The organism is Tissierellales bacterium, from assembly GCA_025210965.1.
Classification (GTDB): domain Bacteria; phylum Bacillota; class Clostridia; order Tissierellales; family JAOAQY01; genus JAOAQY01.
Genome location: JAOAQY010000108.1, coordinates 1 through 20,886, shown reverse-complemented (window position 1 = coordinate 20,886; position 20,886 = coordinate 1). Strand labels below are relative to the sequence as shown.

Below are 20,886 nucleotides of genomic sequence, written 5' to 3'. Positions count from 1 at the left end.
TTTTTATTAAATATCTTTAAGTTTTTGCTCATAAACTGGTGATACTACCCTCAAAAAGCAATTTTTATTTTCATCCCATTTTTTTAGTATAGTTTTTGCTTTTTCACTATTTGTATATACTTTATGGTTCTCTAGTATATGTTTCAGTTCATCATATTCCTCACTATTTAAATTTTTAATCTCAACTATATCATTGTTACAATACTTTCTAAAATCGCCATCTTGATCGTATATATATGCAACTCCACCACTCATTCCAGCTCCGAAATTTTTCCCAACTCTACCTAGAACCACAACTATTCCACCAGTCATATACTCACATCCATGGTTACCTATTCCCTCAACAACGGCTATTGCGCCACTATTTCGAACACCAAACCTTTGACCAGCTCGTCCATTTATATATACTTCTCCAGCTGTAGCCCCATACAATATCGTATTGCCAGCAATTACATTATCCTCTGCTATAAATTTTCTATTATCAGGCGGTACTATAACTATTTTACCACCTGATAATCCCTTGGCAACGTAATCATTTGCCTCTCCGACAAGTTTAAATTTGACTCCATTGACCAAAAATGCGCCAAAGCTCTGACCAGCAGATCCATTAAACTCAATGTCAAAAGTATTTTCCTTAAGACCCTCTTCTCCATATATACTAGCTATTTTACCACTCAACATAGCTCCGACTGACCTGTCTGTATTTTTTATATTGCACTCTATTTTCATTTTCTTACTAGCAGTTATTGCCTCATTCAATTTGTCTAAAACACTTACATCAAGCACATTTTCTATTTTATGTTCCTGATTAAACACTTTATGCATTTTGATTCTAGAAGGCAATTCAGGCATATATAATACCGACGAAACATCTATGTTCTCTATATCTGATTTGGGCTTTAGCACGTCTACTCTACCAATCATATCCTCAATGTTTTTAAAACCAAGTTCTGCCATAATTTCCCTTGTTTCTTGTGCCATAAACTTTAAATAACTTACTAAATCTTCTGGTTTTCCTCTAAATTTTTTACGTCTACCTATATCTTGAGTTGCTATTCCAACAGGACACTTATTTAGATGACATTTTCTACAAAATACGCACCCAAGTGAAATAAGGGCTGTAGTTGCAAATCCATACTCTTCCGCACCCAATAGTGCCGCCACAACTACATCTCTACCAGATCTTAATTTGCCGTCAACTTGTAATTTAACTCTACTTCTTAAATCATTTAATAAAAGCGTTTGCTGCGTTTCAGCTAATCCCAATTCCCAAGGCATACCAACATACTTCATTGAACTTATAGGTGATGCACCAGTTCCTCCGTCGTGCCCACTTATCATTATCACATCTGCAAATCCCTTAGCAACACCTGCTGCTACTGTTCCAACTCCAGCTTCAGCTACTAGCTTTACATTTATATCAGCTTTCGGATTTATATTTTTCAAATCAAATATTAGCTGTGCCAAATCCTCTATTGAATAAATGTCATGATGTGGAGGCGGTGAAATTAAGTCTATTCCAGGCACTGCATGTCTCACCTTTGCAATTTCATCGCTAACTTTTTCTCCTGGCAAATGACCGCCTTCTCCTGGCTTAGCTCCCTGCGCCATTTTTATTTGCAACTCTTCTGCATTTACCAAATAATTGGCTGTTACTCCAAATCGTCCCGATGCAACTTGTTTTACTGCACTATTTTTAGATACTTCTTTCCCATCTTTTATATACCTTTTAGGATCCTCTCCCCCCTCTCCTGAATTGCTTCGAGCTCCAATAGAATTCATCGCTAAAGCTATAGTTTCATGAGCCTCTCTGCTAAGAGAACCAAATGACATTCCACCTATAGTAAATCTTTTTACAATTTCATCAACTGATTCTACGTCCTCCAAACTAATAGATTCACGTTTCTTAAAGTCTAGTAACCCCCTTATAGTTTTTACATTCTCATTTTCTTCATTTACGAGCTTTGCATATCCTTTATATATATAATAATCCTTATCTTTAGAAGCCTGTCTCAACCTATTTACTGCTTCTTTTTCTAGTAATCTGCTCTCATTTTCTCCAATCTTATCTTCCGTTTTCATTATACCAATAGCTTTATTTCTATATGCTTTTTTCTGCCTAGCAATTATTGATTCTGCTATTTTATTTAAGTCAAGTCCCGATAATCTAGTTGGTGTATCTGAAAAATATTGATTTACAAGATCTTGGTTTAATCCAATTATTTGAAATATCTGTGCTCCAGTATAACTTTGTAATGTCGAAATTCCCATTCTAGAAAGTATTTTCAATATTCCAGATGAAATCGCCTTACAATAGTTCTCAAATCCATCTTCAACACTATCAATTTCATCAGACAAATTCCCCTCTTCAAAAAGATTTCTTATCATCTCATGTACCATATATGGATTTATAGCCTTAGCACCATATCCAATCAATAATGCCATATGCATGACATCCCTTGCTTCTCCAGTTTCAACAATCAAATCAACTGACGTTCTAAGTTTCTTTCTAATTAGATGATGATGAACCGCTCCAAGTGCTAGCAAACTAGGCATCGGAGCATCATATCTACCACAGTTTCTATCACTCAATATAATTAAATTACATCCATCTTTAACACTTAATTCTGCTCTTTTACAAAGTGCATCTAATGCTTTTCTAAGACCTTCCTTTTGATCTAATTGAAAACTTATAGGTATGGTTGTTGCCTTGAATTCATTCTGTAAATGCCTAATATCCTCTATCTGATAATTGCTCAATATAGGTCTTTCTATTTCTATATATTTATGTGTCTTCTCTATCTCTATCTCATCTAATAACTTCTCGTGCCCACCTATATACTGAGTAAGTGACATAACCATTTTTTCTCTAATTGGATCAATAGGAGGATTGGTGACCTGAGCAAATGTCTGCTTAAAATAATTAAATAATAATTGTGGATTATTTGATAAAATAGCAATTGGTAAATCCATGCCCATTGCACCAATGGGTTCTTTTCCATTCTCTATCATTGGTTTTATAATTGTATTTATTTCATTTTTTGTATATCCAAAAATTTGTTCTTTAAATGCAATTGTCTCTCTTCTCATTTTTTTTATCTCATATGGTGCCTTTATATCTTCAAGCGTTAGTTTGTTCTCGCTAATCCATTTTTGAAAATCTATCGATGAACTAGTCGATGATTTTATTTCAGAATCAGAAATTAAACGTTTTTCTAATGTATCAACTAATATCATATTTCCAGTCTCAACCAAACCATTTTTAACTATTTTCTGAGATTCTATATCTACAGCACCAGCTTCTGACGCTACAATTAACACCTCATCATCTGTAATCAAATACCTTGCTGGTCTAAGTCCATTCCTATCTAATGTAACACCTACCTTTATTCCGTCACTAAAAATTACAGTCGCCGGACCGTCCCAAGGTTCCATAAGCCTTGCAAAATATTCATAAAATCCCTTTTGATTTTTATCCATATTTTCATCTTGTTGCCAAGCCTGTGGCATCAACATCATCATAGCTCGTTCCATTGGATGATTATTGGTCTTAAATAACTCTAGTGCATTGTCTAATGATGCAGAATCACTACCACCAGGCTCTATTATAGGTAGTGTCTTTTCAAACTCTTCACCAAATACTCCTGAATACATAACACCCTCTCGTGCATTCATCCAATTCACATTTCCTCTAATTGTATTAATTTCACCATTATGTGCTAAATATCTAAAAGGTTGAGCTAACTGCCATGAAGGAAATGTGTTCGTACTATATCTTTCATGAACTATTGCTATTGCCGTTTTGAAATTAGAGTTTTGCAAATCTCTATAAAACAATCCTAATTTATAACCTAAAACAAGCCCCTTGTAAACAATTGTTTTATTCGATAAACTACATACATAAAAATTTGTAACATATTGACGTTTACTTTCTAAAATCTCACGCTGAACTCTTTTCCTAACTATCAGAAGTTTTCTTTCAAATTCATCATCACTTTGCCCATTTTTATCAATAAAAACCTGCATTACTACAGGCCTTGTTGCTCTTGCAGACTCTCCGCATTCACGCTCATCTACTGGCACTTCTCGCCAACCTATCAGTAATTGATTCTCCTCTCTGACAACTCTTTCAAATACACCTTCGCAAAAAACTCTAGCGCTAGGAAATCTCGGTAAAAATAACATTCCAACTGCGTAGTTTCCTTCCATTCCCAGTTCAAATCCTATTTTTTTAGTCTCACCTTTTAAAAATTCATGTGGTATCTGTACCATTATTCCAGAGCCATCTCCAGTGGTTTCATCAGCACCAACTGCTCCTCTATGCTTCAAATTTTTAAGCACTTCAAGTGCCTTATTAAGTATAGTATGACTTTTCTCCCCCTTGATACTTGTCACACAACCAACTCCACAATTATCATGTTCCCATGATGAATTATATAATCCTTGTTTTTTTGGTAATCCATTTAAATCCATAACATTTCGCATCCTTTCAATCATGCTTTCTAAATATAATAACCCCTAATTATATTTTCAGAATTTTTTGTATTGTGCAAGATTATAGCACGTATTATGTATTTTTTCAATGTTCACAAATGAATTAAAGCGTATTTCACTATGTTTTCTTACAAGAAACCGATTGCCTGTTATATTTTCTTGCAGAAAACAAAAAAAACCTTCAGAGTAAATTTATCTAAATCTAATTCATTAGACGGATTATACTCCGAAGGTTACAATACACACAACATGTCTTTTTATTATTTTATTATATCCAAAACTTCATCTATACTATCTATCACATAATCTGGTTCTAATTCCAAAAGTTTATCTAACGGAGCCCCAGTATATCTAACCAAGCAGGTTTTACATTTGGCTGCTTTCCCTCCAAGTATGTCATTATGAGTGTCTCCAACCATTATTACTTCATCAACGTTTAATTTTAGTAACTCACATGCTTTGAGTATCGGATCAGCCTCTGGCTTATGTCTCTTCGTATCTTCTGGCGTGACTATGACATCCATATCATCGTATAAATCAAAAAGTCTAAGTCCCTTTTCTGTCATAGCCCTTCTCTTAGAAGTTACAATTCCCATTTTATAACCACTATCTCTAAGTTTTTTGATGCCCTCTTTAACACCTATTATAGGCATCGTAAGCTCATCGTGCATAATCTCATTATACTCTTTATATTTTTTCACCATAAATTCTACATCATTTGGAGCATATCTCTCTATAGTATCACTCAATAACTCTCCAAAGTTATCTGTGATCTCTTTTCTATCGACATCAATATTTAAGTGTTTTTTAAATATATATTGAAATGTATTTACTATCAATTCATTCGTATTTATAAGTGTTCCATCCAAATCAAATAGTACTGCTTTTATCACAATCATTCCTCCATTTACATATCAAATAATTCTTTTATCTCTTCTTCTGTCATTTTCGAAAGCATATTTTCACCAGGCTTAAGAACCGCTTCAGCCATCTCTTTTTTCTTTTTTTGAAGTTTTGCTATTTTTTCTTCAATAGTACCTTTTGCAATTAACTTCAAAACCTGAACTTTTTGATTTTGACCCATTCTATAAGCTCTATCTGTTGCCTGCTCTTCAACTGCTGGGTTCCACCAAGGGTCAAAATGAATAACCATATCTGCTCCAGTTAGATTTAAACCAGTTCCACCTGCCTTCAATGATATCAAAAATACAGAATTTTCTCCATCGTTAAATGAATTTACCATATCGCCTCTTCTCTTCATAAGAGTAGATCCATCTAGTCTAAAATAATCTATATTCATCCCTTGAAGTCTCTCTCCAATCTCATCTAACATACTGGTAAATTGTGAAAATATAAGCATTCTATGATTTCCACTTATAGCTTCAGCTACTATCTCCTCTAGCAAATCCATTTTAGCACTTCCACCAGAGTAATTTTCTAAAAACACATTAGGATCGCAACATAATTGACGTAATCTCGTAAGCAATGTCAGTATTTTTATATGACTTTTAGCCAAACCATTTTCCTTTATTTCCTGAGACATTTCACCTTTAGCTTGCTTCAAAAATGCCATATAAACTTTCTTTTGTTCTTGAGTAAGCTCTGTAGTTATCTGAGTTTCTATTTTCTCTGGAAGCTCAAGCAATACTTCACTCTTCATTCTTCTCATTATAAATGGTTTTATTTGATTCGTTAAGAGTGTCATAGCTTCTTTATCTTGCTTCTTAACAATAGGTCCTTCATACTTCTCTACAAATTTTGAATGTGTTGAGAGATAACCTGGCATTATAAAATCGAATATAGACCATAGCTCCGACAAACTATTCTCCATAGGCGTCCCCGTTAATGCAAATCTGTTTTTTGCATCGATTTGTTTAACCGCTTTAGCACCTTTAGAATAAGGATTTTTAATATGCTGCGCCTCGTCTAAAAAGCAGTATTCAAATTGTTTATCACTATATAAATCAACATCTCTTCTAATAAGACCATATGATGTAATCATTAGATCATATTCACTCATTTTATTCATTTCTTTTCTTCTATTCGCTTTAGTACCAATTAGAAGTCCTACATTCAAATTTGGTGCAAATTTCTTGCATTCAGCTTCCCAATTATACACTAGCGACGTAGGCGCTACTACTAATGAAGTTTTTATCTTAGTAGCTCTTTCTTTTTCTGAAAGCAAAAAACCGATGGCTTGTATAGTCTTTCCTAGCCCCATATCATCAGCTAGTATTCCCCCCATACCATAGCTAGCGAGCGTTTTTAACCACTTAAATCCCTTTTTTTGATAATCTCTCAAATCTCCATTTAAATTTTTTGGCATAGTATAATCTACTTCATGTGAATTTGACAATTTTTCTACAAAATTGTTAAACAACGCATCCTTTTCAATCTGCTTTATCTCATATTCTTTTAGTTTTTGTCCCAAAAACATCGCATGATATTTTGGTAATTTGACTACCGCATTTTCTAATTGTTCTATCCCTAAATCTTCCATAATTGACATAGCTGAGTTTAATTCAAAACTCTCTAGTGGCAAAAATGATCCGTCTTTTAATCTATAAAACTTCTTCTTCTGTTTTATTGCATTTAATACTTTTGAATACTCATCCGGACCAAATGCTTCATGCTCAAATGTAAATTCTAACAAATCTGACTCTTGATTCAGACTAACTCCTGATTTAAACTCTTTAGGGTTTCTAATTTTCATTTTTTTGAATGCATCTGAATAATATATTTTGGCAAAATCTTGTAGTTTACTAAGATCATTGTACACAAAATCAAATATTTTTTCTTCCGTTGACAATCTATACGCTTCTTTCTTTTTATTAAAATTCATATCCTCTATTTCTGCTATTACTTTTTTTTCACCAAGTACATCTCTAACTATTATTGTCTCTTCTTTATACTCCGTTCTATCTAAAAATGGGTTGATTTCATAATCATCATACTTAAATATAGGTATAGCAGTTACATTTTTACCACTAACATCTAGATATATTTTTGTTTCAAGATCTGTCTCAACTATTCTGTCTTTAACTTTTCCACCTATTTTCACACTACAAATCTTTTGTATACATGGAATAACCTGTGAAAAAAATCTTTCTATATATTCATTTTTGATAACACTAGTAAGCGTTCTATCAAATAGTTTTAGAACAATAGGCATGAATTCTTGTTGCCTCCTTGATAGCATCACTATATCTTCACCTAACAATAAATATTTACCATCATCTGATAAAAATACAAAATTAGTATTACACATAGACTTTGCAATTAATTTATTACTAGCCTGAATAATTTCAACATTAATTGGCACGTAAGCCTCTTCTATATGCCTACTAATATATGTTTCACCCAAGATTTCAGCTATAAATTTCTTTTTCTCAAGTATCCCAAATAATTCATTTACAAAACCATTTGGAATTTTAAGTTCTTTTCCGACAAATAAACTTTTGGGTTCACTTTTATAATACGTGCTCTCAAAAAATGAATTTTCTATATTTTGAAGTTTTCTCAAAAATTGCATTAGCTCTAAATCTATTTTAGAAAATTTATGCTTATCAGGTACAAATTCAAATTGTTTGCCAAAATTTATTCTATCGCCTCTGTCAACACTATCTAAAAATTCTTTTATATTTGAAATTACATAGAGTCTTTCTTGTCCGATTCTGAATTTCAAGAAGTGCTCAAGTTCTGTCTTAGATGCATTATGATTTGCAATATATGTTACTTCTAAATTCAAAAGCTCTGTAGGTTTTCTGTAATACTTGTCTACAGATTTAAAAAATTCATCGTTAACATTTATTATATCTTCTGATTTTTTTTCCGCCTTATCAGTATGTACTAATTTTCCAATAGCCTTTTCATGTGCCTTAGCTGCAATAAGCGTTGCCACTAAATGTTTGCATAAACCATCAAACTTATGAAAAGCTGGACAAGTACAATTTACTCTATGAAAATTACCATTTGGCTCAAACCAAACATTCGTCTCATAAATTCCCGATACTCCTCTGACTTCTCCAGTTATGCATTTTTCCGCATGATTCCATCTCAGTGATCTTATTCTATCCTTACTATAATACAATTTTCCCCGTTGATAAACAGCTTCTGTGGCTGCCTCTTGTTCCACTAAATCACTATCTATTTTAAACATTTCCCCACCTCGAATTTATCAAAAAATACTTATCATTTAATTATATCACTTCTATAAATTAATATGTAGATTATTCAAAATAAAAGTCTATCAAAAATAAAAAACGAGAAATTTTTATAGAATCTAAAATTTACTCGTTTCTTACTATCGTATTAATATTCTATTCCTGCCGCTTGAACATTCTCAGGATCAAACGCATGACATGGAGTTACACCATGAACCATTCCACATTTAGGACAAGTATGTTCATATGTTGTCATTTCGAATTCCGAACTACAATTTTTACATATTATAATAAGTGGCATTGGCATTAATTGTTTGTCAAACCCCATCATTCTGACTTTATCTACTACTTCTTTTCCTGAACTAAAACTAGCTGAACAACCATCGTGCATGTTAAAACCTCCTTTTATTAATCTTTTCTAAATCATATAATATTTTTCTAATATTATCGGTAACCTATGTTACAGTATTTTCCCCTTTTTAGATTACAATGTGATAGTATTAATATACAAATAATATTTACAGGAGGCTCTTATGTACGACAAATGGTTAGACACCCTAAAAACAGTTGCTCTTTTTTACAATATTGAATCTAGTGAACTGAATCGAATGCTATTGTGTTTACATCCTTCTATAGCAAATTATAAAAAAAAGGAAATAATAACCCTAGCTGGCAGCGAATTTTCTGGTATCGGAATATTAGTTGAAGGAGAGGTTGTTGTAACAAAGGAAAATTTTGCAGGCGATAGAATAATAATATCTAAATTAAAATCCGGACAAATGTTTGGAGAAATAATAGCTTTCTCAAATCAAAATAAATGGCCAGCAACTGTAATTGCATCGACTAATTGCACAATATTATTTTTGCCAACAGAAAAGATTATAGGAAATTGTCCTAATATGTGTATTGGGCATAAGACGTTAATTCAAAATATGTTAAAAATAGTTTCTCAGAAAGCACTAAAGTTGAATAAAAAAATAGATTATCTCTCAATGAAAAATCTTAGAACTAAAATTTGCAACTATCTTCTTGAATTTTATAGAAAGCATCAATCAAATCAATTCATAATACCTCTTAATCGATCTGAATTAGCTGAATTTTTAAATGTTTCTCGTCCCTCTCTTTCTAGAGAACTTATGAAAATGAAAGATGATAATCTCATAGATTATGATAGAAATGCTTTTAAACTGCTTAGTATTGAAAAAATTAAAAGCATTTGTTCGACAATAGACAATTAAACTTCATCCAAATAATAAAATACGTTGAACCAATATATCAGCTTTAAGCATAGGTTCAACGTATAATCACTTCTACTTTATATTCATTTCTACAAAAAATTCTTTATCTATAATTTCTATACATTTATCACTATAATCAATTTCAAAATTCATCATAGTAGAATCTAAACCATCGTCTCCTAAGAAATGAATTGTAGCTATATTTGATAAATCACTCTTACAATGCCTGATCATAATTTCTCGAACTTTTGGCAATTGTATTCTAGATAAAATCTGCATCTCAACTCCTTCAATTTTCAAGTTGACACATCTGTCATCCAATATAACTAACAAATCTTCATCACAATCCCACTCTCTAGCTCTCTTTACATCAAAATCACTTTTCACATTCAGACCATAAGCATTGTATTCCATCACGCCACCCTTTCTTACATTGATTATTTCTTGTATACCCTTCCATCAAAATTTTCACACATAATACCATCTATAATAGCTATTTTACCATTAATTATAACATGCTCTATTCCTTCAGGTACTTTTCTAGGATTGAAGTAATCTTCATATCCTTTGATTTTATCATAATCAAATATAACTATATCAGCATTATAGTTTGGTGCTATTCGTCCAATATTTTCAAATCCAAATGTCTTAGCCGGATAATAGGTTGCCTTATATATTGCCTCTTCAATTGATATGGCTTTCTTCTCCCTCACAAACTTACCTATATACATAGGAAAATTTCCGTATAACCTTGGATGTGGTGTCCCTGCTGGTATACTATCTGAACCTACCATTTGGAGTGGATGTTTTATCAATTTTATCGTATCTTCTTCTGAAAATACGTCTAGTGTTACTATAGCGACACCCATATCTTCTTCAATTAACAACTCAATTACAAAGTCTATCGGCGAAATATTTAATTCACGAGCGACTTCGCCAACCGTTCTACCTTGGTATTTCTTATTTTTTTCAAGTTTAACAGCAGTAATGAGGACTCCATCCCAACCTGTTATATATGAATAGTTATCCCAGCCACTGTAACTTGTATTTTTATCCTCAAGTTCTAATTTCAATCTCTCTCTATTTCTCTCATCCTCAAATCTAAATCGCATATCAGAACTACCACCAGCGGTCGCCCAAGGCGGTAACAATTGACTCATTAAAGTACTACCAGATAGATACAAGTGTTCATCAAAACTAATTTTCACTCCATTTTTATGTGCATTTTCAACTTTTTCTATTAAATCTTCTGCTATACATCCCAATTCTCTTGAATTGTACGATCTCATATGTGATATGTGTAAACTGACACCTGAACCCTTTGCTACATCAATCATTTCATCAAGAGCCTCTAATATTGTATTATTATGGTTTCTAAGATGGACCATGACAACACCATCATATTTTGCAACTATTTTTGACAATTCAACTAATTCATCCTTACCACTAACTATTCCTGGCATGTATTGAAGCCCCAGTGACATTCCAAATGCTCCCTCTTTCATAGCTATTTCAACAAATTTGCTCATGAGTTGTACCTCATATGGAGTTGCCTCTCTATCAGAAAATCCCATCACTTTGCATCGAATAGCACCATGTGATATTAATGCACTAACATTATTTCTCAAACCAACTGATTCTATTTTTTTGAAATAATTATCCAATGTATCAAATGCAAAAGGAAATTTTGTTTTGCCAACTACACCACTTATATAATTTTTCCAAGTAATATCGTTAGGTTCTACACATGGTACTACACCTAATCCGCACTGTCCAACAAGTTCAGTGGTAACTCCTTGACCAATCTTCAAATCTTTTATATCTTTTTCCATAAATGGAACCAAATCATTATGGCTATGAACATCAATAAAACCCGGTGATACAATCAAACCGGACGCGTCTATTGTTGTTTTTGCTTTGTATTCAATTTTCTCTCCAATATCTAAAATTCTGCCCATTTTTATAGCAATATCAGCTTTATAAGCTTTACTTCCTGTTCCATCTATTATTTTTCCATTTTTAATTAGCAAATCTAACATTTTCTTGTCTAGCTACTTACTAACTTCCAAAGTAGTTTTCCCTTTCATTTTTATTTTACTTTTTTATTAAAATAATCAATAGTATATATTGCTCCAAAACTAAATATTACAACTACAGCTAATAATAAATTTGCTTTATTCCAATCTCCTGCTTCAACAGCAAAATAAACTCCAATAGGTATAGTTTGAGTTTTCCCCGGAATATTTCCAGCAACCATAAGTGTTGCTCCAAATTCACCCATAGCACGACAAAACGATAGGACTGTTCCCGCCAAAATGCCTCTAAATGACAATGGCAACATAACGTGAAAAAAACATTGTCTGTTATTAGCCCCAACTAACTTAGCAGCTTCAAAATATGCTTTTTCTACAGATAAAAAGGATGCCCTTATGCTCTGATACATTAGTGGAAGTGAAACAACTACAGCGGCTATAACCGCAGCGCCCCACGTAAATATTATTCTATGACCAGTTAATTCAAATATTGCTTTTCCAATTGGACCATTTTTGCCTAATAATACAAGTAATACATAACCTGTAATCGATGGCGGAATAACCAATGGCATCGTCATAATTGTTTCAAAAGCAACCTTCCCTTTGAATTCTTTATTAACTGAAATCAAGGCACAAATCACACCTATTATTAGTACTATAATAGTTGCTACAAATGCGGTCTTTATAGAAATAATTATAGGCTCCCACATAAATCTAATCTTCCTTTACTTTAAAACCATACTTAACAAATATCTCTTCTGATTCCTTTTCTTGCAAATAATCTAAAAATTTCTGAGCTAGCTCTTTATTAGGTGAATCCTTTAATGTTGCAACTGGATATACTATTTCAGAATGCATCTCTTCTGGAATTTCAAACGCTATACTTCCTCCATCTAATACTACTGCATCGCTTGAGTAAACTATACCAGCTTCAACTTCTCCAGTTTCAACATAATTTAATGTCTGTCTTACATCCTTCCCATAAACCATCTTATCCTTCAGCGTTTCAAAAAGCCCACTTTTTTCAAGACTTTCTTTTGCATATCTTCCTGCTGGTGCAGATTCCGGAGCCGCTATCGATACTTTTCTTATATATTTGCTACTTAAATCCTCTAGTTTAGTAGGAAGATAATCCAATGTAAAAGGTGTAATAACTACTAAATTGTTCTTCAAAAGTTCCACTACATCATCAGCTTCTATTTCTCCTGTTTCAATTACACTTTCAAGCTTTTTCTTACTAGCTGAGAAGAAAACATCAACTGGTGCTCCTTGTTGTATTTGCTTTTGAAGCGAACCAGATGAACCAAAGTTCAATATCAAGTCAATCTCACTATTATTATTTTCAAAATTCTTTTCAATTTCTTCTAAAGCATTGGTCAAGCTTGCGGCGGCAAATATATTGAGCTGACTGAGTTCAGCCTCTTCTGTCTGCCCTGTACAACCCGTCAGAACAGCACCAGATACCACCATAGCTACTATCATAGACTGTATTTTTCTTAATTTAAGCATTTTCATCCTCCAAAACTATAATATTACTTTCCAAATGGACATACTGGATACGTACAAACATCACATCCTAAACAAAATCCACCTTCTCCCATGCGAACTATATCCCCCTTACTCATACGCTCTCCAGTAATTATACGTGGTAAGACTAGTTCTAAAGCTGTTGCCCTGTGAAACATTGCACAGGCTGGTACACCCATTATAGCAACGTCCCCTTTATAAGCAAGCATAAACATCGCCCCTGGAAGTACAGGTGCTCCGTAAGTAACCACTTCATCACTTACTGCTTTTATAGCTGCTGGTGTCAAATCATCTGGATCAACAGACATTCCACCTGCACATATTATTATTTCAGCACCTTGTTTTATTAAATTTTCAATCTTTCCAGCAGTCATTTCTGCATCATCTCTTGAATATTCAGTAGCTAAAACTTCTATACCTAATTTTCTAAATTTTTCTTCCATTACTGGACCAAATTTATCTTTTATCCTTCCATCAAATACTTCACTTCCAGTAACCACGATTCCAGCTTTTTTATTTAAAAACGGTCTTGCCCATATTAATGGACCTTTTTCACGACATATATTTTGAACCTTCTCAATTTGTTTTTCATCTATTACAAGAGGGATTACTCGTGTTCCTGCAACCTTTTTATCTTTTTCTAACACACTATTTCCATGAATAGTAGAAAACATTACTTGATCCACGCTATTAACTTCAAAAAGTGCTTCACTATTTATTTTAAGAACTCCATCTATACTTGATTTTATTGTAATTTTCCCTTCAGAAGGTTTACTGCAAATCAATCCATTTCCGACAGCACAAGCTGCAATTCTATCTGCTGCTTCATTTTCATGTATTACTCCCTCTTCAATTTCTAATACATAAATATGATACTTCCCCATATCCTTTAATTTTTGTACATCATCGCTACTTATTATGTGGCCTTTTTTAAATGCAGGCCCCTTATACTCATTTGGAACTATCTTCGTCAAATCATGTGCAATTGCCATCCCTATGGCATCTTCCACCTTTACTGTCTTAAACATACTGCTTCCTCCGTTCTTTAAATACATTTTATACTATACCTAAAATATCTTTTCCAAAACTAAAGCCAAGCTTAACCAATACTACCCATTTTAGTATTGACATTTTTTATAGTACCTAAGTTCATAATACTCCTGTTTTACATTTTTTTCAATCTTTTGATTCTTTTACATGTAAAACTATAATTTTCGCTAGCCACATCTTTCAAATCATGTTATTATATTTTCGACTAAGTTTACCATTTTTAAATTTTTTTAGAAAAGAGGTCTCTAAATCATGAATAGAAACGAAAATCTTCCTGTAGGATACGAAACTATCTCCCAATCTTTTTGGAAGGGCAGAATTGATAGCAAAGATAATTACGATGCCTTCCGCTGGCATCAATGGGTACAATGTATTGATCTGAATAATATAAAAAAAGAAAACTTTAATCATAAACTTGGAATCGCCATAATTGGTTTTTGTAGTGATATAGGCGTTGAACGAAATAAGGGACGAATAGGTACTGCAAATGGACCGAATAGTATAAGAAAAGAACTTATGAATAGACCCTGTGCTTTTGATAAAAGTTTAAAGATATACGATGCTGGAAATATAATACCTTTTGGAAAAGATTTAGAACGGGCGCAAAAAGATTTATCACACATGGTCAATCGTATTTTAAACTTAGGCTTATTTCCAATAATCTTGGGAGGTGGCCATGCTGTTGCATTAGGACACTATCATGGTCTAAAACAATATTTACTAAATGATAATGATAAAAGTAAATTGGGCATAATAAATTTTGATGCTCATTTTGACATCAGACCTTACAATAATGGCGGAACTTCTGGAACTATGTTCAGACAGATTGCTGACTATTGTATTGCAAATCAACTTCCATACAATTATCTTTGCCTCGGAATTCAGCGCAGTGGAAATACCGTTGATTTATTCAAAACTGCTCACAAATTAGGTGCTCAATATCTTCTCGCAAAAGATATACAAAATGCTGATTTATGGGGTATTACAGAAAAAATAGATGATTTTATAAAACAAAATACTGATATATATATGACTATTTGTGCTGATGTTTTTTCTTCTGCAAATGCACCTGGAGTAAGTGCCCCTCAGCCACTTGGCATTGATCCTGAAAGAGCTATAAAGCTAATCAAACACATAGTTAAATCAGGAAAACTCATAAGTTTCGACATAGCTGAAGTTTCTCCAAGATTTGACTTAGATAATTCAACTGCTAGCTTAGCAGCAGTTTTGATATTTAGTATAGTCAGTACTCTCGCATCAGAGCACAATCTTTCTATCATATACGATATTTAAAAACTAGCTGTCACATGAAAAAATCATGTGACAGCTAGTTTCTTTTCTATCTTTATGCTGTTTGTTTCACTTTCTTTTTGTCATCTTCTTCAAGTAATTTCATCAATTTCTTATCGAATACAAATAACAATACCGCGCAAACAAATAATATCGCCGGAATAACAGTATACGCTTTCATTATTGGCATTTTTGACGTAATAGCATAAATCCAAGCATATGATCTACCAGCTAAGAACGATGCAAATGTCCAAACACCCATCAAAAGTGCAAACATTTTAGCAGGAGCGTATTTTGTAACAAATGAGTTTCCAAGTGGAGAGAATAGCATTTCTCCAATAGTCAATAGTATTCCAAATGCAATTATCCAAATTATACTAGCTTTTGAACTAGGATCTGCACCTACTCCTCTTGAAATTTCAGCACCAACTAATGTTAAAAATGCAAATGCCAAGAAGCTAAGCCCAAGAGCTAACTTTTTGAACAAACTCAAATCTCCTTGTGGTCTCTTTGAAAGTTTAAACCAAAGAGCTCCTAAGATTGGACCCATAGCAATACAAACAAATGCATTTAGAGAGTCAAACCATAAAAGAGGTACTTCAAAGTTTCCATATTGAAGCTGTATAAAACTCTCTGCATAGTCATAGACTGCAAGATAAGTCAAATACCAAAATACCCAGAACACTACTGAGAATAATGAAATCAATATAATTGCAAATATTCTCTTTTTCTCTGATGTATTAAGAGGTTTATTTTCAATTGTTGACACTTCTCCCTCTACGTGCTTACCGGCTTTAAATGGTCTTTTACCGATATCTCCTAGATGTTTCATTCCTAATAAAAACCAAATAGCATCTACCACACAAAATGCTGCACAAAGCTGAAATGCTGGTCTAAAACCTTGAACTGAGCCATGTACAAATGTACTAGTAACTAAATACCCCACTACCGTAGTCCCTATAAACGATCCTACATTTACAAATGAGTACTGAAGTGAGAACGCTGAATCCAGCTGTTTTTCATTATCAAAGAGATAACCACTTATCGCAGATACATTCCCCTTAAATAAACCTGTACCAATTGATACTAATACTATCATTATATTGATTCCCGCCGCGCTTGTAGCTGTACTTCCAAAGAAATAGCCACCTGCCATAAGTATAAGTCCGACTGGAACGCAATATCTAGCTCCTATATAGTTATCTGAAATATATCCACCAACTATAGGTGCCAAATAAGTAAATGCAACAAGGTTTGCCTGAAGCGCTGCTGCTTCTATTTTTGTAAGGCCAAGTCCACCCTCAATAATTGTTGCAGCAACAAAAGCAAATATCAAGAATTTAGCTGAATAATACGCCATTCTCTCAAATGTAAATGCTAAACTGCATACATAAAATCCAAATGGTTTTTTGTTTTTTACTGCTGTATTAGACATAGATTCCCCTCCAAATCAAATTTTGAATAACATTTGAATATAACTTAATTAGTTTCTAAATAGCTCTTGTATATTCTTTTAACCATTCTCTCTCTTCTTGTGTCAAATGCTCAGATAATTTGTTATAAACTGTCTCATGATAGCTATTTAAATAAGCTCTATCGTCTTCATTTAGCTCTGCTGGATCAATAGCATCTAAGTCTATAGGTGCATAAGTCACAGGTTCAAAATGCATAAATTGTCCAAACTCATTTTCTACACCTTTTCTAAGTATTAGCTCATTTTCAATTCTAATACCATGTGAACCGTCGATATATATTCCTGGCTCATCAGTTATTACCATTCCAGCTTCTAATATATGTGTTTCATGTTTTGAAGGCACTACTTGCCATCTAAAACCACTTGGACCTTCGTGTATATTAAGCAAATATCCAACACCATGTCCTGTTCCACACTTGTAGTCTATATCTAAATTCCAAATTGGCTCTCTAGCTAATACATCTAAGTTGTATCCTCTACAACCATATAAGAACTTAGCTCGAGCTAAACTCATCATACTCTTAGCTACTATAGTGTAGTGTTTTTTCACTTCTCTAGAAATTTCGCCTAATGCAAAAGTTCTAGTAATATCTGTAGTTCCTTCGTAATAGTTTCCACCAGTATCAGTTAAGAACAAATGTCCCTTTGTAAGCTCTACATCAGACTTTGGTGTTGCAGAATAGTGCATCATAGCTGCATGATCTTTAAACGCACAAATTGGAGCAAAACTTTCCCATAGGTACCCTTCTTGTTCTTCTCTAAATGATCTCAATTTGTCAGATGCACTAATTTCAGTTACTGTATTTTTGCCAACATTTTGCTTTAGCCAATACATAAATTTAGTAATTGCAACTCCATCTTTTATATGAGCTTTTTCTATATTTGCAAGCTCAATATCATTTTTTATTGCCTTGAAAAGTGTTGTTGGATTCTCACGCTCTACTTTTTTAGTTGAAGTAGGTATGTTTTTATATAATGCATAATTTACTCTATCTGGATCTATCATTACAACATCTTCACTATTAAATGATTTTACATATTCATATATATCGTTATAAGGTCTTAATGTAACTCTATCTTTATCTAGTGATGATTTTACTTCGTTGTTCAAACGACTTTGATCAATAAATAATTCAACACTTTCTAAACCAACTACTGCATAGCAAAGAACTAAAGGAGAATACAAAACATCGCTACCTCTTACATTTAATAGCCATGCAATATCATCTAAGCTTGTGATTACATGATGGCTAGCTTTATTCTCTCTCATTACTTCTCTTACTCTTTTTAATTTTGAAGCTCTTGATTCCCCTGAATATTTTTCATCAAGTAAAAATACAGGCTCTTTTGCAATCTCTGGTCTGTTTTCCCATACCTTATCTACTAAGTCATGGCTATATTCAATACCTACATTTTTGTATTCGAGTTGCTTTACAAATTCATTGCCTTCGCCCATAGCCATAAGTCTTCCATCAAAACCTAATGTCCCGTTTTGAGGCATCTTCTCTTCTATAAACTCATTTACTGTAGGCACTCCTGGATTTCCCATCTTGAATAGCTTAATACCACTTCCCTCTAATTGCTTTTCTGCTTGAAGAAAATATCTACCGTCTGTCCAAAGACCAGCTTCGTCTTTAGTTATAACTGCAGTTCCAGCTGATCCTGTAAAACCGGTTACAAAAGCTCTAGCCTTAAAAAATTCACCAACGTATTCACTTTGATGATTATCTGCTGACGGTACTACGTAAGCATCCATACCATTTTGATTCATTAACTCTCTAAGTTTTGAAATTCTACTTTTTACACTTTCGCCCATCTTATTCCCCTCGCTTTCAAATAATAATTCTAAAAATATGACCCCACCTTATTCATCCAGTTTCATAACATTTATCACTTTTCTGTTGCAAAAAATTTTATAATACTGAAATTTTATAAGTTTCACTGTAATTATAGTATTAATTTTCAAAAAATTCAACCGTTAATCCGATTACATATTTTTAATATATTGAAATTATTATTTAGATTTCCATTAAATTATTATTGCTCATTTTTCTTTTATATTTAATTTTTTGAATACAAAAACAGGTGCTTTTTTCAAAAATAAAATTAAAAACTTATTTTTGAAAAAAGCACCTGCAAATATTATATTTCTATTTAATTATATATTTTTTTAAACTCTGAAAATATATATCGTACATTTGGTCAAAATTTATATCCAATGGATGATTTTTTAATTTTCCCTTATTCTCCATCATAGAATTTGCATAGTCCCTTAATTCACTTTCATCAATTTCTAAATTAATATCTCCAAACAAGCTCTTCAAATATATTCCAAAATTTTCTATGCTAGCAAATCTCATCAAATTTATTATATCCTCTACTTTATAAAGCGATTTTGAACAATTTAAATACTCTGCTAAAAGAATCCCATTGGCCATACCATGTTTCAATCCCTTATTATATGTGAGTGCATAACCCATTCCATGAGGCAATGATGTCCCCGATTGAGCAATTACTATTCCTGCCAATGTCGATATCCATAATAATTTTTCTCTTACATCAAAATCAAACGCCCTTTTTTTAATACTATCTTTTACTTCTGAAAACAGTCTCAATCCTTCTCTTGCAAATATATCACTCATGAAATTCGATTTAGATGACAAATATCCCTCTATCAAATGTGAAAGTGCATCTATTGAAGTATTTATAGTAACTTCATCTGGTGTTGTCATCAAATAGCTAGCATCCAAAAATGCTACTTTAGGAAATACACTCTGATTGAAATTTCTCTTTGTTTTCGCTCTATGGTCTGTAAGTATAGCATATTGAGTAACTTCTGTACCTGTACCCGCTGTAGTCGGAACTGCTATAAGTGGTATTGAATTTAAATTTGGAGTATCAAATATGTCCTTAGCATCCATGTCTAGATTAGCTAATAATATAGCCACTGCTTTTCCAGCATCAATGGGTGAGCCTCCGCCAATCCCAACTATGAAATCAACATCAAATCTCTGCGCTAATTTCCTTGCTTTCTCGACTGTTTCAATGCTTGGATTTTCTTCTACTTCATCAAATATAAAATAATCTATTTTACTCTTTTTCAAAGCAAATTCTACATCGCTTAGCGAACCATTTTTCTTCGAAGAAGATCCCCCAGTAATAATCATCGCTCGTTTGCCATGTTTTCCAAAAATCTCATATTTATCACAAATAATATTTTTACCAGACAAAATTTCAACCGGCATAGAATAGTTAAACGCTTTCATATCAAACATCTGCTACTCAAAATATGGACAAATCTACCCATATCGAGATTATTCCCTGTTCAGCGTGTCTGATTTTGTGACTGCAGGAGTACACTACTCTCATTTGCTATAACACTCCGAGGGCGTAAATTCCGAACTAGCCATCCGTACATACTTACAACAGCTTTATCATGCTATTTTGTAAGTTTTTGCATCTCTAAGATTAATACTTGCTTGTAGATCCCTGTCAATAACTAAACCACATTCATTGCAGATATAAACTCTATCAGAAAGTTTTAAGTCTTTCTTTATGTGCCCGCAACATGAGCATAGTTTTGATGATGGATACCACCTATCTACAATCCGTATTTC

The 20,886-nt window shown here is 33.0% G+C and carries 15 protein-coding genes; 2 read left to right on the top strand and 13 right to left on the bottom strand.

Annotated elements, in window-relative coordinates; translation table 11 throughout:
* Positions 1-6: 6 nt before the first annotated feature.
* The 4 genes from gltB to N4A40_08490 form a co-directional block, all read right to left on the bottom strand.
* Positions 7-4,497 carry a glutamate synthase large subunit gene (gene gltB, locus N4A40_08505; GenBank protein ID MCT4661886.1) on the bottom strand — a complete coding sequence of 1,497 codons (4,491 nt, stop codon included), beginning with the start codon at positions 4,495-4,497 and terminating at the stop codon, positions 7-9.
* 257 nt (positions 4,498-4,754) lie between these two features.
* Complete coding sequence (gene ppaX / locus N4A40_08500; protein MCT4661885.1) at positions 4,755-5,387, bottom strand: pyrophosphatase PpaX; 633 nt, start codon at positions 5,385-5,387, stop codon at positions 4,755-4,757.
* A gap of 14 nt (positions 5,388-5,401) precedes the next feature.
* A complete protein-coding gene (locus N4A40_08495; protein ID MCT4661884.1) occupies positions 5,402-8,653 on the bottom strand; it encodes a DEAD/DEAH box helicase in 3,252 nt (1,083 codons plus the stop codon).
* Between the two features lie 152 nt (positions 8,654-8,805).
* Complete coding sequence (locus N4A40_08490) at positions 8,806-9,048, bottom strand: hydrogenase maturation nickel metallochaperone HypA (protein MCT4661883.1); 243 nt, start codon at positions 9,046-9,048, stop codon at positions 8,806-8,808.
* Positions 9,049-9,190: 142 nt separating this feature from the next.
* Here N4A40_08490 and N4A40_08485 point away from each other — a divergent pair, with 142 nt between their 5' ends.
* Positions 9,191-9,895, top strand: a complete 705-nt coding sequence (locus N4A40_08485; GenBank protein ID MCT4661882.1) for a Crp/Fnr family transcriptional regulator — start codon at positions 9,191-9,193, stop codon at positions 9,893-9,895.
* Positions 9,896-9,967: 72 nt separating this feature from the next.
* Here N4A40_08485 and N4A40_08480 read toward each other — a convergent pair whose 3' ends face one another.
* The 5 genes from N4A40_08480 to N4A40_08460 are packed head-to-tail and all read right to left on the bottom strand — an operon-like array spanning position 9,968 to position 14,483.
* Positions 9,968-10,309 carry a hypothetical protein gene (locus N4A40_08480; GenBank protein MCT4661881.1) on the bottom strand — a complete coding sequence of 114 codons (342 nt, stop codon included), beginning with the start codon at positions 10,307-10,309 and terminating at the stop codon, positions 9,968-9,970.
* Positions 10,310-10,332: 23 nt separating this feature from the next.
* Positions 10,333-11,934: a D-aminoacylase gene (locus N4A40_08475; GenBank protein ID MCT4661880.1), complete on the bottom strand. Its 1,602-nt coding sequence runs from the start codon at positions 11,932-11,934 to the stop codon at positions 10,333-10,335.
* Between the two features lie 50 nt (positions 11,935-11,984).
* On the bottom strand, positions 11,985-12,638 hold the full coding sequence (gene modB, locus N4A40_08470; GenBank protein ID MCT4661879.1) for a molybdate ABC transporter permease subunit: 654 nt from the start codon (positions 12,636-12,638) through the stop codon (positions 11,985-11,987).
* Positions 12,639-12,642: 4 nt separating this feature from the next.
* The gene (gene modA / locus N4A40_08465) at positions 12,643-13,437 is read right to left on the bottom strand and encodes a molybdate ABC transporter substrate-binding protein (GenBank protein MCT4661878.1); all 795 of its coding nucleotides are present in this window, start codon (positions 13,435-13,437) and stop codon (positions 12,643-12,645) included.
* 23 nt (positions 13,438-13,460) lie between these two features.
* A complete protein-coding gene (locus tag N4A40_08460; protein MCT4661877.1) occupies positions 13,461-14,483 on the bottom strand; it encodes a molybdopterin-binding protein in 1,023 nt (340 codons plus the stop codon).
* A gap of 274 nt (positions 14,484-14,757) precedes the next feature.
* Between N4A40_08460 and hutG the strand changes: the two genes are divergently transcribed.
* Complete coding sequence (gene hutG / locus N4A40_08455) at positions 14,758-15,798, top strand: formimidoylglutamase (GenBank protein ID MCT4661876.1); 1,041 nt, start codon at positions 14,758-14,760, stop codon at positions 15,796-15,798.
* 52 nt (positions 15,799-15,850) lie between these two features.
* On the opposite strand, the gene N4A40_08450 is transcribed toward hutG, so the two are convergent.
* The 4 genes from N4A40_08450 to N4A40_08435 all read right to left on the bottom strand — a co-directional run.
* Positions 15,851-17,230 carry a peptide MFS transporter gene (locus N4A40_08450; GenBank protein MCT4661875.1) on the bottom strand — a complete coding sequence of 460 codons (1,380 nt, stop codon included), beginning with the start codon at positions 17,228-17,230 and terminating at the stop codon, positions 15,851-15,853.
* A gap of 55 nt (positions 17,231-17,285) precedes the next feature.
* On the bottom strand, positions 17,286-19,085 hold the full coding sequence (locus N4A40_08445; GenBank protein ID MCT4661874.1) for an aminopeptidase P family protein: 1,800 nt from the start codon (positions 19,083-19,085) through the stop codon (positions 17,286-17,288).
* Between the two features lie 334 nt (positions 19,086-19,419).
* Positions 19,420-20,535, bottom strand: coding sequence for an iron-containing alcohol dehydrogenase family protein (locus N4A40_08440; protein MCT4661873.1), 1,116 nt, complete (start codon positions 20,533-20,535; stop codon positions 19,420-19,422).
* A 168-nt stretch (positions 20,536-20,703) separates the two neighbouring features.
* Positions 20,704-20,886 (bottom strand): transposase (locus N4A40_08435; GenBank protein ID MCT4661872.1); only part of this gene is annotated, 183 nt, incomplete at its 5' end.